Source organism: Sphingomonas sp. BAUL-RG-20F-R05-02 (assembly GCF_022662305.1).
Taxonomy (GTDB): domain Bacteria; phylum Pseudomonadota; class Alphaproteobacteria; order Sphingomonadales; family Sphingomonadaceae; genus Sphingomonas.
Genome location: NZ_JAKNQH010000001.1, coordinates 276835 through 293769, shown reverse-complemented (window position 1 = coordinate 293769; position 16935 = coordinate 276835). Strand labels below are relative to the sequence as shown.

Genomic DNA, 16935 nt, shown 5'->3' with positions numbered 1-16935 from the left:
CCCACGCGAACTGCCGTCAGTGCACCGCAGCCGTGTGGACCCCAAGCCCGGTTTCCGAACGCAAGCGCTGCTCGGCATAACCCGCCTTGTCGATAGCGGCGCGCGGTGAGCGGTCGATCAGCGAAATCAGCCAGATCGCGATGAACCCGGCCGGCACCGAGAACAAAGCGGGGGAACTGTACGGGAAGATCGCATGGCCAAACCCGAACACCGCCACCCAGATCACCGGTGACAGCACGGTTAATCCGAACGCGGTCACCAGTCCGATCGCGCCACCCCACGCTGCGCCCCTGGTCGTGCAACCGGACCACAACAGGGACATGACCAGCACCGGGAAGTTGCCCGATGCGGCGAGCGCGAACGCGAGGCTGACCATGAAGGCGACGTTCTGCTTCTGAAAGACGATGCCAAGGATGATCGCCGCGATGCCGAGCAGGACGGTGGTGACCCGCGACACCCGCAGTTCCTTTACCGGATCGGCCTTCCCCTTGCGGATGACGCTGGCGTAGATGTCGTGCGAGATCGCCGAGGCGGCCGACAGCGTAAGCCCCGCCACCACCGCCAGAATCGTCGCGAACGCCACGGCAGAGATGAAGCCGAGAAACAGATTGCCGCCGATAGCATGTGCCAGATGCATCACCGCCATGTTGCCGCCACCGATCAGCGCGCCACCGGCATCGACATAGGCGTGGTTGAAGGAGATCATCACGATCGCGCCGAAGCCGAGTATGAACGTCAGCGCGTAGAAATAACCGATCCACACCGTTGCCCACAGGATCGATTTGCGCGCCTCGCGGGCATCGGGAACCGTAAAGAAGCGCATCAGGATATGCGGGAGGCCCGCCGTCCCAAGCATCAGCGCGAAGCCGAACGACAGTGCGGAAATCGGATCCTTGATGAACCCGCCCGGGCCCATGATCGCGCGGCCCTTCACCGCCGCGTCCGTCGGCGACAGGCCACTTTCCGCTGCCAGCTTCGTTTTCACAGCGACGGCCTGCGCGAACAGCGTTTCGAACGAGAACCCCACATGCGCCATGACGCCCAGCACGAGGAACGTCGCGCCACACAGCAACATCACCGCCTTGATGATCTGCACCCACGATGTCGCGCGCATGCCGCCAAACAGCACGTACACCATCATCAGCCCGCCGACGACGACGATGGCGTAGAGGTAGGGCAGCCCGAACAGCAACTGGATGAGTTGCCCGGCGCCGACCATCTGCGCGATCAGGTAGAAGGCGACGACAAAAAGCGTGCTCACGGCCGAGAACGTCCTGACCGGCCCCTGCATGAAGCGGTACGACGCAACGTCGGCGAAGGTGAAGCGGCCGAGATTGCGCAGCTTTTCCGCAACAAGAAACAGCACGATCGGCCAGCCGACGAGGAAGCCGATCGCGTAGATCAGCCCATCATAGCCATCGTTGAAGATCTGCGACGTGATACCGAGGAACGACGCGGCCGAGCAATAATCGCCCGCCATCGCCAGTCCGTTCTGAAAGCCGGTGATGCCGCCGCCGGTGTAGAAGTCGGACACGGTGCGCGTCCGCCGCGCCGCGACACCGGTGATCCACAACGTGATGCCGACGAAGCCCGCGAACATCAGAATCGCGGTCCAGTTGGTCGGCTGGCGTTGCACCGCACCGCCCATCGCCGCTCCCGCGACGCTCGACCAGCCGAGCAGCGCTATCGCTATCGCCGTCGCGCGCAATGCCAGCCGCCTCACGACCGCGCATCCGCAAGCACTTCTGCCAGCCGCGCATCATAGCTGCCGTTGGCGCGCCAGACGTAGATCGCGCAAATCGCGACGGTCCCGATCAGCATCGCCACACCCGCCACCACCGCTATGCTGATCGTGCCACCGGCGATCGCGCTTGCCATCAAGGGTTTGTCGAACGCGATGAAGGAGATGAAGCTGCTGTAGACGACCACCGTGATCGCGGTAAGCACCCAGGAAAACCGTTGTCGATCCCGCACCAGCGCGATGTAGCGGGGATCGGCGGCAATCCGCGCAACGCGCTCGCGGTCGTGTTCTTGGGGCATCGACATACCCTCTCATCGCCGAGCATCCCGCCAATGGCAATGCCTGCGGTCAGGCCGCCTCTGTTTCGGACCGCAGCGCTACCCGGCCAACTCCGTCGGGACTGCCGGCAGTGTCAGGGTCGCGCACAGACCACCGGATCGCGCTGTGGAAAGCGCCAGCCGCCCCCCGTTCAACTCCGCGAGTTCCTCGGCGATCGGCAGGCCAAAGCCGTGGCCATCGCCACGTTCGTCCAGCCGCCGCCCACGCGAGAGCGCGTCGGCAAGCGCCTGCTCTGCAATTCCGGGACCATCGTCCTCGATCCGAACCTCGACGCTGGCGCCGACGCGTGTAGCGTTGATCGTGATCGCCGTAGCGGTGTGTCGCCACGCATTGTCGAGAAGGTTGCCGAGCATTTCGCTCAGATCCTGCGCATCGGCCACCACCACCAGCGTGGACGCAACGTCAATCGAGAGCGTGACAGGTTTGTCGGCGTGGACCCGTCGCAGCACGGCGACGAGATCGTCGATCGTCAGTCTCAACGCAGTACGCACGCGTCTGGCACCGCCAGGAGCTGCCGCCCTTGCCCGGCCGAGGTGGTGGCGGATGCGGCTGTCGATATCCGCCACCATCGCACCAAGGCTTCCGTCCGGGTCCCGTCCGCTTTCCGCCAGCTTGAGGCTCAGCGCGGCAAGCGGTGTCTTCAGGCCATGCGCCAGATTGGCGACATGGCGCCGCGCGTGTTCCAGCCCGGCTTCGTTCTGGTCGATCAACGCGTTGAGTTCCGCCGCCAGTGGGGCAAGCTCATCCGGCTGGTCGGCGGGCAACCGCCCCGCCCGCCCGGCGCGCACGTCGGCGAGCGAAGCGCGCAGCGTACGCAGCGGCCTCAACCCGAAACGAAGTTGCAGGACGGTCGCGACCACCAGAGCGACACCCAGCAGAGCCAACGAGCCGAGCAGCGGCACCAGCGCATCGCGAAGCGGCGCAAGCGCAAGGTGTCGTGGTCCGCTCACCGTCACGACCGCCGGTCCTGCAGTGGTATCAATCGTGCTCTGGCGCACATGCACCCGCTCTCCGGAACGCGCGACGCCTTCGCCGGGGTGCACGCCGGAACGCTCGCCACTACCAGGGAGGAGCGCACGGTCAGGTCCAGCGATCGGCACATCACCTTCGGTCGGATCGCCACCGGTCCAGCGTCCGCGTGCACTCTCGACACGCCAGCCCCAGCCTGCGCCCGGCGTATCGAACACCGGCAGGTCGACCACACGGGCATGGTCCAGCGTACCATCGCCGCGCACCGCCCTGGCCAGCATCGTCACCTCGGCATCGAGTTGTTGATCGAGGCCCTGAACCACGAAACGCTCCAGCACATGCCCGATGCTGAACGCAGCGAACACCAGCGCCGCTAGTGTCGTCAACGTGGCGATGCCAAGCAGACGCCCGGCGAGCGAGCGCGGCACCAGTCTCATGTACCGGTCGCCGTCACGCGGTAGCCGCGCCCGCGCACGGTTTCGATCATCGTCGGCCCGATCTTCTTGCGCAACCGTCCAATGATGACTTCGATCGAGTTGGAGTCCACATCCGCATCGCCCTCGTACACACGCTCGATCAGATCGGCGCGGTCGACGACCACTTCCTTGCGCAGCATCAGCGCGGACAGGACGCGCCATTCGAACGCGGTGAGCTTGAGCGGCAACCCTTCCAACTCGAACGTACCGAGCTGTGCGTCGAAAACGAGCTTGCCGCAGGTCAGGATCGCGCCAGCATGGCCAGCAGCCCGCCGGACGAGCGCACGCAGCCGCAACACCACCTCCTCTGTGCGAAACGGCTTGGTGAGGTAATCATCGGCGCCGGCCTTGAACGCGGCGACCTTCTCCGACCATCCATCACGCGCGGTGAGGACGAGGACCGGCATGTCGCGCCGTTCCGCGCGCCATTCGCGTAGCACCGTCACGCCATCCTTGATCGGAAGGCCAAGGTCCAGCACCACCGCGTCGTACAGTTCGGTCGCGCCGAGATGGCCGCCGTCTAGGCCGTTGCCAGCGTGGTCGACCGCGAAGTTCTCCGCACGGAGCGCCCGCGCGATCCCCTCGGCCAATACATCATCGTCTTCGACGAGCAGAATGCGCAAGCGACCGTTCCTCCCCCTCAACCCCTATGGCTGCAAACTAAACGCAATCTGAACGGCGTGGTTCAGCGGTGTGCGGGCGCCGAGTCGTAAAAGGGCTCCACCAACCAAGAAGGACCCTGCAAATGACTGATCTACTCGAATCGCACGATCACCCGCAGCATGGCGCCCGCAAGAAACGCCAGAGCAAGCTTGCCGTGATCGGCGCCGCACTTCTCGTGCTCGGCGGTGCGGCCGGTGCGGCGGTGGTGTCGGAAACCCGACCCGCCGTCACGATGGCACCAACGACGCCGGTGGCGATCCGTTCGCTCACCTCCGGCAACATCGTCACCATTCGCGGCCAGGTCGCCGAAATCTACGGCAACAAGTTCATCGTGGCGGATGCAAGCGGGCGCGCGCTGGTCGATGCCGGCCCGGAGGGGGACGATCGCACGCTGGTTACGGCCGGTGAGCCGGTGATGGTGCAGGGTCGCTTTGAACGCGGACTGGTTCACGCCGCGTTCCTGGTCGGCCCGGACAAGAAGGTGCTCGCGCTCGGGCCGCTCGATCATCCCCATGGGCCGCCGCGCGGTCCGCATGGTCCCGATGGTCCCGACGGCCCGCCGCCGCCCCCGGGCGCTCGCGACGCAGCCCCGCCGCCCCCGCCCCCGGCCGCTGGCACGGCCCCTGTGGCCAAGGGTCCAACGGTCGCGCCCACCGGCGCCTGACAGCGAAAGGGCGGCGTAATCGCCGCCCTTTTTTTCGAGCCTATGCCTCTGAAACTGCCGCCGTCTCGGATCCGGCACATCGCTACCCGCTAGCGCATCAGCCCTGCGGCCCGAAGCGCATCCTCGATCACCTTGCCGATCCCGGCTGCGCCACGCGCCGCATCAGGCTCGACCTTTCGCCCCTGCGGCCGGCGCGGCTCCGCGCGCATTGGCAGCGTGGCGGCATCGCGCGCTTCGGAGCGCGGCTGCGACGCAACGGACTCTCCCGCGGGCGCAATTCCCCAGAACTCCGCGATCCGCAGCGTAGACGAAATGCCGACGTCCAGCATGAACGGGGCGGCCGCACCATAAGCACCTGCGCCCTTGGTCTTGAGCGGCGTACCGTGGCCCATGCCAGGAATGATATACTCCTCGACAAGCACTTGCCCGTCCGCACCGCACCACACCCGATGCGGCATCTGATCGACCCGATCGGCCCGCGTAGGCTGAGCTGGCAAGCCATGCACGCCGCGCCACTGGGCTACGATCGCATCGGCGTTGGCCGCGCTGACGGTCGCGTCCTTGTCGCCATGCCAAACGGAAAGCTTCGGCCACGGGCCGCGATGCGAGGAAGCATCCGTTACCGCTGCCGACAGCGTGTCCCCGCTCGGTAGGCCATGGCCACGCATGCGATCAAACGCCTGCACCATATCGCGCGCGACTCCGTAGGGCAGGCCCGCGATGATCGCGCCACCAGCGAACAGTTCGGGGTAGCACGCCAGCATAGCCGCCGTCATCGCGCCACCAGCGGACAGGCCGGTGATGTAGATCCGGCGTGGATCGATCGCGTGCTGGCGTGTCACCGCCCGGATCATCTGGTGGATCGACTCGACTTCCCCCGACCCACGCCGCGTATCGCCCGCCTCGAACCAGTTGAAGCACGTGTTCGGATTGTTGCCGCGCTGCTGCTCGGGATACAGCACGGCAAAGCCCTGCTTGTCGGCCAGTCGCGACCAACCCGATGCTGCGTCGTAGCCCGCCGCCGTTTGCGTGCAGCCATGAAGGACGACGACCAACGGCGCTGCGGCGGGCAGATCGTCCGGAAGATGCAAATAGCCGGCAAGTCCACCGGGGTTCGAGCCGAGCCCCGTCAGTGGGCGCAAGTTGCTGGTCACAGGCTGCCCAACAACACGGGCGCGGGCCGCAGCGGCGTTGAACCGCGCGATCGTATCAGAAATGCCGCGCATCATGCAGTCTCCAGCGCCGGCACTGGCCCGGCATGACAACAGACATCGTCATGCTGCACTGCACAATCAACCGCGTCCAGGCCACGCCGCGATAATAAACGTTATCTGACGTGTTGCCGCTCGACCGTTGCCAGTCCGTCAGGCCGCCGTTGCTGTCTCCACGACTGGGATGCCCTGTTCGCGCGCGATGGCACGCTCGATCGCCAATCTCGAGCGCGCACCACCGGCATCGATGTTCAGCTTCAGCAGGCGCCGATCGGGATAGCGCGTCAGGTTACGCTGCTGCTGCTCGAGCATGTCGAGGTCTTCGCTGAAGATCTTGCCCTGTCCCGTCCGGATCGTGTCGGTGAGTGCTGCGTCCGTCACCGCGAACTGACGTGCCATCCCCCAGAAATACCAATGCGACGTCTCGGTTTCCGGCGTGATGAAGTCGACGACGATGCTTGATGCTTTCTTGGAAGGATCGGCGTGGTAGCCACCTTCTCCGGTCAGCGCCACGCCAACCTCGATCATGACGTGGCTCGGCAGATTGAAGCGGCAGATCTGCCACCGATCGACCACCGCGTCTTCCGGCAAGCCCGCGCCCCGCAACGCCATCCGCCAGAACGGTGGCGCGCTGACCTTCTCCATGAAACGGCTGGTGATGACCTCGTCGCCCTCGGTGTGTGTCTTTACCGGCGCCTCGTCGATTTCCTTCTGGCCGATGCTGCTCGCATGGACATAGGTCTCGTGGGTGAGGTCCATCAGATTGTCGATCATCAGCCGATAATCGCATGCGATGTGGTAGCGGCCGCCCCCGTAAGCCCATGCGTCGCTCTCCCCCCAAGCAAGATCCGGTAGCGCACTCGGGCTGGCTTGCGCCTGATCGCCCGGCCACACCCACACGAAGCCATAGCGCTCGATCACGGCAAAGGCGCTGACCGGGGGGAAGTTCTTGACGCGCTGCCCCGGCATGCTTTCGACCGCGCCGCGACAATCGACCGCCAGGCCGTGGTAGCCGCAAACCAGCGTCTCCCCGCGAACGAACCCCAACGACAGTGGCGCGCCGCGATGCGGGCAAAAATCCTCGAACGCGACGGGTGCGCGCCCCGACGGGCGGTAGAATACCATGCGGACGCCGCAGATCTGACGCGCAAACGGTGTCGTGCCGATCTCGTCCGAGCTTGCCGCGACATACCAGCTATTCCGTGGCCAGCCCGGCGTGACCGTGCTTCCATCGTGGCGCTGATGCTGAGACGCTTCCATAATCCATCTCCAACGGCTCGGGGCCGCTCTTGTTTTCGCCCCAATGATATCACAGCGAAAATCATCACCGCTGCATATTTGCCAAATAGCTGGTATAAGCTGCGGAAATGGCGCCGCTCGATCTCAACCTGTTGCGCGTGCTCGACGCGCTGTACGCTCATGCCAACGTTTCGGCGGCGGGGCGTGCGCTTGGCCTAACGCAGCCGGGGGTTAGCCTCGCACTACGTCGCCTTCGGCAGCATTTCGGTGACGAGCTTTTCGTGCGGCAGGGCGGTGTGATGGCGCCGACCGCCTTTGCCGAACAGCTGCGGGAGCCGGTGACGCGCACCGTCGCGACCATCCGCTCGGACATCGTGTCGGTGGCCGTGTTCGATCCCGCCCGCGCCAAGCGCCGGATCGCGATCGGCTTGTCCGATCTGGGCGATCTGGTGTTCCTGCCCGACCTGATCGCGGTGCTGCGAGTGAAGGCGCCCGGCATCACGATCCGTTCGGTCGCAGCCGAGCCGGTCGATCTTTTGCGCGGGCTTGCGGATGGCACGATCGACCTTGCGATCGGCCACCTCATCGACCCCAACACGGCGGGGCATTACGAACAGACGCTGTTTGAGCAACCCTTCGTCTGTCTGGTCCGGCCTGACCATCCGACCATCGGCGACGAACTCTCCCTCGACCAGTATCTCGCGGCCGAGCATGTCGTCGTGACGCAGGAGGGCAGAAGCCAAGAACGCTACGAACACCGCGTTCGGGAACTCGGGCTGGAACGTCGGATCACGTTGCTCTCGCCTCACTTCATGAGCGTACCACTGCTGGTGGCGCGATCGGACATGTTAACGGTCGTGCCGCTTGCGGTGGGCCAGATCTACGCGCGGCTGCTCGGCTTGCGCACGCTGCCCGTTCCATTCGATGTTCCGGCGGTGGAGTTGAAGCAGTTCTGGCATCGCCGCGCGCATACGGATCCGGCCGTGGCGTGGCTGCGAAAGGAGGTCGCGGACCTGTTCCTCGGAAAGGATCCGACCCAGAGCCGCCAATCGCCCTTCTGGGCCGAATTTATCGATCCACTCTGAGCCGCTACCCAGCACCGCTTCAGGGCGTGGCAGAACGCCCGAGCAGCGCCGCATACAACGCCGCCCCCATCCCAGGATCATGACGCGGCGCGACCAGCTCATACGGGGCGAGTTTCTGCAAGGTACGCAGGAACGGCTCTCGCACCGCATCCAGTTTGGTCAGGATGCTGCCGGACCACGACAGCAGCACCGTCTCATCCTGCCCGAACGCCAGTTGCCGCCGCAGAGCCTGCGCGATGCCCGCAAGTTCCGTAGCCGCCCGCTCAAGGATGGCGGTCGCTTCCCAATCGCCCTGCTCCGCCGCCCGCGATACGATCGGCGCGAGTGCGGCGATCTCGTCGCGGGCCATACCGCGCTCACCCATCACGCGTGCGCAAATGTCGAGATCCGTACTCAGATCGAGCGCATCGATAAACCCTTGCCTAAGCGGCCCGATCGGCAGTCGCCCGTCGCTCATCCGCGTGAAGACGTTAAGCCCCCGCAGCGCGATCCAATAGGCCGATCCCTCGTCGCTGAAGACCTCTCCCCATCCGCCAGCGCGCGCCTTGCGGCCCTGCCGCTCGCCGTAGCCGATCGACCCGGTTCCCGCGACCAGATTGATTCCGTCCGCACACGCCAGCGACCCTGCCCAACCGCATACCATATCGTTGTCGCATCCGTAGCGGTCATGCCCCAACAAACGCCCGCACGCGGCGTCGAGCAGCGGATCGATCCGCGCGTCTTCGCCGAACGCCGGCAAGCCGAAGAACGCATAGCCAAGATCGCTGCAGGACACCGCTAGTTGCGCGCACACCGTACCGATACCTTGGGACAGCCGCGCCACCGCTCCATCCAGCCCGACTTGCAAGTGATAGGTGGTGCCGGTCAGCGCCCGCGCCACCACCTGCCCGCTATCGTCGATGGCGACGAACTCAGTCTTGGTACCGCCGCCATCCACACCAAGGTAGAACGTCATGCGGTTGGCGTATGGATGCGCACGCCTTGTACGACGCGGTTGACGGTGCCGCTGGCGTTGGGCTGATCCGGCGTACGACCGAGCCGCAACGAGCAATGCAGGCCGTAAAGCTGTGCAAACGTGATGTACGGGAACAGCAGGTCGGCATCGGCCAGATCAGCCGCGTTCTCGACCAGCAGCGTCGCGCCGCTGGTGTCTTGCGCGGCGATCACCACCACTGCACCGCAGCGGCCATCGGCACGCAGTTCCTCGATGATGTCGAGGTCGTAGAGGCGGGTCAGCGGATCGTTCGACACGAACACCACCACCAGCGTGCGCGGCGTCACGATCGTCTTGGGACCGTGGCGGAAGCCGAGCGAGGAGTCGAACGCGGTCGGAATCGCGCCGTCGGTGAGTTCAAGCAGCTTCAGCGCGGCTTCGCGGGCGAGACCCTGGAACACACCGCTGCCCAAATACACGACACGCTCGAAATCCGCGCCGGCAAGTGTTGCCGCCTCGACATCGGACCGGTCGAGCATCGCCTCGACGGCGCTGGCGATCGCCTCGACGTGAGCGGGCATCGTTCCCCGCCCGGTGAAGATCGACAAGGCCGACAGCATCATCGCGCTGAAGCTGGACGTCATCGCGAAGGCGCGGTCGTGCGTCTCCTCCGGCAGCAGCACGACGTGGTTGTTACCGGTGACGCGGCGCGACAGCGCGCCATCCGCGTTGCAGGTGATGATAAGGTGGTGGACCGACGCCACCCGCGCGTCGGCGAGTTCCACGGCGGCGACACTTTCCGGGCTGTTGCCGGAACGGCCGAACGACACCATCAGGGTCGGGCGATCGGCCGCAAGGTACAGGTGCGGCGCGCTGACGATGTCGGTGGTCGCCACCGCCTCGACCGGCCGGCCGAGCGTCGCCGACAGCCACGGTGCGAGGCACTCGCCGATAAAGGCGGACGTGCCCGCACCACACAGCATGATGCGGAGGTCGGGCCGTGCGAGCAGCGGACCTACGAAGCCGTCGATCTCGGCATGAGAGGCGTCGAGGATTGCTTGCGTCGCGCGTAGCGTAGCGGGCTGCTGGAGGATTTCGCGCCGCGTCCAGCTATCGTCGCTCGTAGCCGAGTGGTCGAGCGCGAGGTTGGTATCAAGCATTGGGATTGCAGGCTCCGTAATAGGCGTCGAGCGTCGCACCGATGTGCGCGACGATCAGGTCGATGGGATCGAGCGTGGCGATACCAGCGCGAACCGCTGCGTAAGCGACAGGCAAATACTGGCTGAGCAGCGGCAATGGCGGAGTATGCGCGCGCAAATTGTCGAACAGCCGAGCCTGCGCTTCACTGATCTCCGCGTCCGGCCAATAATAGCGGATGCGGTCGCTGAGCGAGTATTGCAGTTGCAGTTCGAGGGCGTCGCCGCTCTCGTGATAATATTTCCGCCAGTTGCCCGGCTCCGCCTGCATCCGGGCAATAGCGGTGGCACGCAGGTTGGCGCGCTGCTCCGCCGGCACGGTCTCGCGTTCGATTGCATCGAGCGCCCACAGCGCCTCACGCAGCGCGAAGGTCACGCCGGGACCGACCTTCAGGATGGCGAAATGGTCGCGCACCAACGCGGCGAGTGCGTCGGCAGTCTGGTAATCGGTCGAGTGCGCCTCAAAGACGATATGATCGACCGGGACGATAGCCTCGCTGAGCGCGGTGGCGGCGGCGGGATCATAATCGACCACCTTCATGTGATCGAACTCGACGCCGGGCTGGACGACGGTGGCGATCACGCGTTCCCACGCGTCCTTCAAACCGGCTTCGGCGAACAGGCTGCGGTGCATGTCGAGCGTGGCGAGCGCAGCCTCCGGTGTCGTCACGGCGAGCGTGTCGAGGTCTTCCGCGGCGCCGCCAGGTACGGGGACTTCTGTGCCGATGACGTAGACCGGTGCATCGGCGGGATCGCCCGAATAGGCATCCTCCGCCACGCGGCACAGGCGCGCGGCGCGTTCGGCGACGGTGCGTTCCGGCAGCGGCGTCGGGTCACCTTCACAGGACATCGAACAGTCGAGGTGAATCTTCGCGAAACCGGCACGCACGTAATCACCGATCATGATCTCCGCCTTGGCCATCGCGGCATCTGCCGGCAGGCTGGTCCAGGCGTTGGGACCGAGATGGTCACCGCCAAGCACGAGACGGTCTCGAGGGTAGCCGATCCGGTCTGCGATGCCCTCCACGAACGCGCGGAAGTCGGCCGGAACCATGCCGGTATAGCCGCCATCCTGATTGACCTGATTGGATGTCGCCTCGATCAGCACGAAGCGCGCATCGCGTCGCAGCGCGTGAACAAAGGTCGCCTCGATCACAAGCGGATGCGCCGAGCACACCGAGGTGATGCCCACCGTCCTGCCACGTTTGTGATCGGCGACGAGGTTTCGAATCGTCTCCACCGGCATTCTCCTTTGACGGCTTACTACAAGCTATCGCGCTTTAACGCAATGTAATGATGCAAAACGAAACCTACACGACCGCAGTGACAGCCGTATCGTCTTTCGTGTCCGATTCGACCGCGAGCAACAGCGAAGCGATCACGGCAAGCACGATGCCGACCAGTTTCACCGGGCCGGGCATGACACCCAGCGCAACCAGCGAGATGATCGCGGTGGCGAGCGGTGCGCCCGCGTTGGTGAGTGGCGCGACGATGATCGCCTTGCCGTAGCGGAAGGCGAACACCAGCGTCAGCGCACCGATCGCGTTCAACACCTGGATCACCGCCGCGAGGCCGGGTCCATCCGCGCCGTAGTTGATCGGGCGGCTAAAATCGGTGAGCGACAGCGCCACCGGCACCAGCGCCAGCCCCGTCGCCGTCATGTAGAAAAAGATGCTCTCGCCCGACATGATCGTGTTGGCGGCCTTCATGAAATAGGCCTGCAAGCCCCAGCACAGCATCACGATCAGCGCGAGGATAATCCAGCCGCCGCCCTGCGCATCGCCGCCGGGCGCGAAATCGAACGTCGGCAGCGCGAGCAGCGCGAGCAGGATGCCGACCGCTCCAAGCCGGCCGGTACGCTCCCCCATGAACAGGAACGACAGCGCGATGGTGACGACCGGCGACAGCGAGATGACCGGGAAGATTAGATAGGCCGGCCCGCGCGTCACCGCGTAGAACAACACCATCTGCCCCCCTGCCCCAAGCGCACCGACCGCGACACCATAGGCGATGGCGCGTGGGTTCAGGTCGAGCTTCCACTTGGCGAGCGCCAGCACCACCAGCGCGGGCGGGATCATCGTCAGCGCCCACACGCAATAGACCAAAGTTTCGGGGAAGCCGTGCTGCGGCGACAGACCGGAAATCGCGCCCCAGATGCCCCACAGCACCACCGTCGCCATCGCGTTGAGCAGCCACGCGCGGCCGCCGGGAGAGGTTGCGGTCATGCGGTGGTCTTTCCGTCGAGGGGCGTGGTGTCGAGCACGAGGAAATGCTCGAACGTGGCGGGCAAGGTCGCCTCCGGGCCTGAGACGGTGCCGAGCGGTTGCCCGGTGAAACTGTCCTTCACGCGGTGGCGGCCGGGCGGCAGACCGCGCAGGGTAACCGCGCCGGCCCAGCGATCCGCGTAAAAGGCGTAATGCATGCGCCCGTCTTTGCGGATCGCGTGGCCCTCGGGCTTGTCGAAGCCGATGTCGTACAGTCCGCCGAGATATTCGCCCTTGGAGAGCATGTTGACACGGTACAAAGCGATCCACTTGCGCCACAGTGCCTCTTTCGCCGGGTTCAGCACGATGCCGCCCGGCGGCAGCGGATCGGTGGTGTTGACCGGATCATGCGGCCAGGTGAACTTGGTCGAGGGGATCGCGCCGATGCCGTAATGCGAGGCGAAGTCGTTGTGGCGATCGCTCAGTTCGACATGATCGCCCGCAAACGGCGCGGACGGCCCCATCATCGCCTTGAACGTCTTGCCCTTGAGGCGGATTTGCCATGACGACGTCGGATCGGACGCGGGCGTGTGGTTCATGCCGGGGATATTGTGGAACGCGAAGGAATCGCCGCACGGGCAGATTTCCATCACCGCGTTCGGGTTGATCGAGATCGCCTCGTCGTAAAGCGCCTTCCAGAAATCCTGGAGCTTCTCGTACGATTCCTCCGGCCGCTTGTGGTTGTGCGCGGGGTTGTAGCAGGGCGCAACACCGTTGAGATGCTGGCCGTCGAGCTTCAACCCCTCGAAACCCCACCCGAGGATGCGGCGGATTTGCCCGCGGAAATAGTCGACCACCGGCGGATAGGCCGGGCACAGCGTAAACGCGTCCCAGAAGCTGACGTTCTGCGCCGCGCCGTCCTTGTCGAGCAGCAGCATGTCAGCGTGATCGCGGAGCAGATCGGTGCCGGGATCGGCGGCGAGTGGCGCCAGCCACAGGCGCGGGCGCATGCCGCCCGCCTTGATCGCGGACGCGAAGGCTTTCATGTCGGCCTCGCCGTGCGGGAACTTGGCCGGGTTGAGCTTCCAGTCGCCTTCGGAGGTCTGCCAGCCGTCGTCTAGCACCGCCCATTCCAGACCGATCTCCTTGGCCTTGCCCATCGCCGTCAGCACTTCGGCGATCTTGAAGTCGCGGCCATAGCCCCAGGCGCACCACACCGGTGCATAGCTCGGCTCGGGGATGGCGGGCGCGGCGATGCCACGGGTCGCCATCAACCGGCGATAGGCATCGAGGGCACGGAAATGATCGCCGTCGTGCACCATGAGGAACACCGGCGGCAGGGTCAGCGTGCCGCCGGGCGGCAGCACCGTCGCCTCGTCACCCGCGATGGCGATGCGCGTTCCGGTCGGCTGGCCGGCGACCGGCAGCGAGACGAGGCGCGGCACGACATCGACGTGGCCGACGGCGATGCCGGCATCGCGCCGCCACACCACCGCGACCGGCGTGCCGCCGCCGTAATCCGACGCGTTCATGCCCATGAAGTTACGCTGCCCGGTACCCGGGCGGATCGGCTGCACCCAGTCTCGGCGATCGGGGTAGGACGCGCCGGAAAAGCTCCATGCGCCGTCAGGATGTGCGAGGAGATCGTGCGTCGCGGTCTGCCAGCCATCGACGGCGAGCGGCGCCGTACCGGTATTGCGATAGCGGATGTCGAGCAGCGCAAGGCCAGGATAGGCCTTGAGAAACGTCACCGACACGCGCTTCTCGATGCCGCCCCCGGCGGTACCGCGCAGGTGATGGGCCTGGCCACCGGGCACCGTTTCCTGCGTCTGTTCGACCAGCAGGAAACGATCGACGATGCGCTGGTCGCCGAGGCGGATCGCCTCTCCCGGCTCCATCGCGGTCAGCGCCTTGCCCGCTTTCGAAATGCGCGAGTGCATGCCCGAGTCGAATTCGATCGTCAGCACGCCGTCCGACAGCGAGACGACCGGCGCCTGTTTGATGGCGACGCGCGCGACGGCGGGGGCGGCGACCAAGGCGGCCGCGGCGCCCGACAATTTGGCGAGCGCGCTTCGCCGGGACAGATGAGGGTATGACACGGACTAACCTCTCAGGAACGCCGCTTCATCTCTGGCGAGCGACTTCGTACACGGGATGTGCCCGAAGGTTATGGCTTGCGCAAATCAAAACGCAACATAGGATGCATTTCGTTACGTTTCGTTTGGAGAGAATTATGCGTGTATCAACGATGTTGACGCCGCTGGCGGCGATCATGCTTGCCGGCGCCGCGCCGGCGCAGACCACCTATAGCGAGGCTGATTTCACGCACGTCGCCAAGCTTGATGCGCATGTCCACGCCAATCGCGACGCGCCCGACTTCCTCGCTATCGCCCGTAAAGATGGGTTCGAACTGCTGTCGATCAATGTCGACTATCCCGATTTCCCGCCGCTGCCGGTGCAGGCGCGGATTGCGTACAAGATGCACGCCGCCGATCCGAAGCGTTTCCACTTCGCCACCACCTTCTCGATGGACGGGTTCGGCGGCAAGGGCTGGACCGCGCAGGCGACCCGTCAGATCGACGATGGCTTCGCGCACGGCGCGGTGGCGGTGAAGGTGTGGAAGAACATCGGCATGATCGCCAAGGATACCGCGGGCAAGCGCGTGTTCCTCGACGATCCGCGCTTCGATCCGATCATGGCGCATATCCAGGCCAAGGGCGTGCCGCTGATCGCGCATCAGGCCGAGCCGAAGAACTGCTGGCTGCCGCTCGACGAGATGACCACCGACAATGATCGCACCTACTTCAGCGAACACCCCGAATATTACATGTACAAGCACCCCGAGGAGCCGGGCTACGAGCAGTTGATGGCGGTGCGCGACCGGTTTGTAACGCGCCACCCGAAGCTTGCCTTCGACGGCGCGCATCTGGCGAGCCTGGAGTGGAGCGTCGACCGGATCGCCAAGTTCCTCGACAGCTATCCCAATGCGGTTGTCGATCTCGCCGCGCGGATGAGCCAGGTGCAGGTCCAGTCCAACCAGAACCATGCCAAGGTGCGCGACTTCTTCATCAAGTATCAGGACCGGCTGATGTATGGCACCGACCTGACCGACAGCCCGCCCGACCCCAAGGCGCGCGCGCAGAACCCGCCGACCACCGGCAATTTCAGCAAGGAAGCGGACGATATGTGGCGTTCGGACTGGCGCTATCTCGCCACGCCGCTGTCGCAGCCGATCGCCGCGATCAAGGCCGACGCGCCGGGGCTCGCGCTGCCGCGCGCGGTGATCGACAAGATCTATTACACCAACGCGCGCCGGTTCTTTCACCTCAAGGGGTGAGCGCGCGATCCTGCCGGGCGTACGCGCCCGGCAGGGTCAGGGCCGCTGACCCCTTACGCCTCGTGGACCTTGAAGCCGAGCCGCTGCGACGCGGCGTGGATCTCCGCCGGGACATTCTTGTCGGCGATGAGGTGGTGGATATCGTCGATCTTGACGATGCGGTGCAGGCAGACGCGGCCGAACTTCGACACGTCCGTCACCGCAATCACCTCACGCGCGGCCTCGACCATCTTGCGGTTGAGCAGCGCCTCCGGTTCGTAATGCGTGGTGATGCCGCATTCGATGTCGAACCCGTCGACACCCAGGAACAGCTTGTCGACGCGCAGGTTCTCCAGCGCCGCCACCGTCTGCGCGCCGTAGAACGCCCGGTTCTTGCGGCGTAACATACCGCCCAGCATGACGATGTTGAGCCGCTCCTTCGTGGCCAGCACCGACAGGATGTCGAGATCGTTGGTGAGGACGGTAATATCCTCGTCATCGGGCAGGAAGTGCGCGATCTGCAGCGCGGTGGTGCCGGAATCGAGCACGATCGATTCGCCGGGACGCACCATTGCCGCCGCGAGTTTGCCGATCCGCATCTTCTCGTCGGCGTGGCTGGAGCGCTTGACCTCGACCGCCGGCTCGGCAGTGACATTGACCGCGTCGGCGCTGATCGCGCCACCATAGGAGCGCTCCATCACGCCGCGCGTTTCCAGATATCGCAGGTCCTTGCGGATCGTCTGCATCGATACGCCGAAGCGCTGCGCGAGCGGCGCGACCTGCACGCTGCCGCGTTCGCGCACCATCGTGCTGATGCGCAGCCGCCGTTCACTGGTATCGCGGACCATGCCGCCGTCTTCCTTGGTCACGTCCGTCTTTCCGCCCATCGGCATCGCGC

General features: G+C 65.3%; 15 protein-coding genes. 3 read left to right on the top strand and 12 right to left on the bottom strand.

All coding sequences use genetic code 11. From position 1 onward, the window contains the following. Positions 1–16: 16 nt before the first annotated feature. The 4 genes from L8F97_RS01330 to L8F97_RS01315 all read right to left on the bottom strand — a co-directional run bounded on the left by L8F97_RS01330 (position 17) and on the right by L8F97_RS01315 (position 4148). Positions 17–1714, bottom strand: coding sequence for a cation acetate symporter (locus tag L8F97_RS01330; RefSeq protein WP_277924728.1), 1698 nt, complete (start codon positions 1712–1714; stop codon positions 17–19). Positions 1715–1719: 5 nt separating this feature from the next. Beyond that, a complete protein-coding gene (locus L8F97_RS01325) occupies positions 1720–2040 on the bottom strand; it encodes a DUF485 domain-containing protein (RefSeq protein ID WP_242146199.1) in 321 nt (106 codons plus the stop codon). Between the two features lie 78 nt (positions 2041–2118). Next, complete coding sequence (locus tag L8F97_RS01320) at positions 2119–3486, bottom strand: sensor histidine kinase (RefSeq protein WP_242146198.1); 1368 nt, start codon at positions 3484–3486, stop codon at positions 2119–2121. Next, on the bottom strand, positions 3483–4148 hold the full coding sequence (locus L8F97_RS01315) for a response regulator transcription factor (RefSeq protein ID WP_242146197.1): 666 nt from the start codon (positions 4146–4148) through the stop codon (positions 3483–3485). Before L8F97_RS01315 ends, L8F97_RS01320 begins: the two co-directional genes overlap by 4 nt. Positions 4149–4270: 122 nt before the next feature. Here L8F97_RS01315 and L8F97_RS01310 point away from each other — a divergent pair, with 122 nt between their 5' ends. Continuing rightward, positions 4271–4852, top strand: coding sequence for a hypothetical protein (locus L8F97_RS01310; RefSeq protein WP_242146196.1), 582 nt, complete (start codon positions 4271–4273; stop codon positions 4850–4852). Positions 4853–4941: 89 nt separating this feature from the next. Here the strand turns inward: L8F97_RS01310 and L8F97_RS01305 are convergent, their stop codons facing one another. Both L8F97_RS01305 and L8F97_RS01300 read right to left on the bottom strand, forming a co-directional pair. Next, positions 4942–6081, bottom strand: a complete 1140-nt coding sequence (locus L8F97_RS01305; protein ID WP_242146195.1) for an alpha/beta hydrolase family esterase — start codon at positions 6079–6081, stop codon at positions 4942–4944. 135 nt (positions 6082–6216) lie between these two features. Further along, entirely contained in the window at positions 6217–7323 is a 1107-nt protein-coding gene (locus L8F97_RS01300) for an aromatic ring-hydroxylating oxygenase subunit alpha (RefSeq protein WP_242146194.1), read from the bottom strand. A 107-nt stretch (positions 7324–7430) separates the two neighbouring features. On the opposite strand from L8F97_RS01300, the gene L8F97_RS01295 reads away from it, so the two are divergent. Continuing rightward, the gene (locus L8F97_RS01295; protein WP_242146193.1) at positions 7431–8387 is read left to right on the top strand and encodes a LysR family transcriptional regulator; all 957 of its coding nucleotides are present in this window, start codon (positions 7431–7433) and stop codon (positions 8385–8387) included. 19 nt (positions 8388–8406) lie between these two features. Here L8F97_RS01295 and L8F97_RS01290 read toward each other — a convergent pair whose 3' ends face one another. The 5 genes from L8F97_RS01290 to L8F97_RS01270 form a co-directional block, all read right to left on the bottom strand. Then, positions 8407–9342, bottom strand: a complete 936-nt coding sequence (locus tag L8F97_RS01290) for an N-acetylglucosamine kinase (RefSeq protein ID WP_242146192.1) — start codon at positions 9340–9342, stop codon at positions 8407–8409. Continuing rightward, a complete protein-coding gene (locus L8F97_RS01285) occupies positions 9339–10481 on the bottom strand; it encodes an SIS domain-containing protein (RefSeq protein ID WP_242146191.1) in 1143 nt (380 codons plus the stop codon). Before L8F97_RS01285 ends, L8F97_RS01290 begins: the two co-directional genes overlap by 4 nt. Then, a complete protein-coding gene (locus tag L8F97_RS01280) occupies positions 10474–11757 on the bottom strand; it encodes a D-tagatose-bisphosphate aldolase, class II, non-catalytic subunit (protein ID WP_409928989.1) in 1284 nt (427 codons plus the stop codon). The genes L8F97_RS01285 and L8F97_RS01280 overlap by 8 nt, the downstream gene beginning before the upstream one ends. A gap of 70 nt (positions 11758–11827) precedes the next feature. Beyond that, positions 11828–12742: a DMT family transporter gene (locus L8F97_RS01275; protein WP_242146189.1), complete on the bottom strand. Its 915-nt coding sequence runs from the start codon at positions 12740–12742 to the stop codon at positions 11828–11830. Continuing rightward, positions 12739–14820, bottom strand: a complete 2082-nt coding sequence (locus L8F97_RS01270; RefSeq protein WP_242146188.1) for a glycoside hydrolase family 36 protein — start codon at positions 14818–14820, stop codon at positions 12739–12741. The genes L8F97_RS01275 and L8F97_RS01270 overlap by 4 nt, the downstream gene beginning before the upstream one ends. 134 nt (positions 14821–14954) lie before the next feature. Between L8F97_RS01270 and L8F97_RS01265 the strand changes: the two genes are divergently transcribed. Next, entirely contained in the window at positions 14955–16058 is a 1104-nt protein-coding gene (locus tag L8F97_RS01265; protein WP_242146187.1) for an amidohydrolase family protein, read from the top strand. A 53-nt stretch (positions 16059–16111) separates the two neighbouring features. Here L8F97_RS01265 and agaR read toward each other — a convergent pair whose 3' ends face one another. Next, the gene (gene agaR, locus L8F97_RS01260; protein ID WP_242146186.1) at positions 16112–16924 is read right to left on the bottom strand and encodes a transcriptional repressor AgaR; all 813 of its coding nucleotides are present in this window, start codon (positions 16922–16924) and stop codon (positions 16112–16114) included. Positions 16925–16935: the final 11 nt, after the last annotated feature.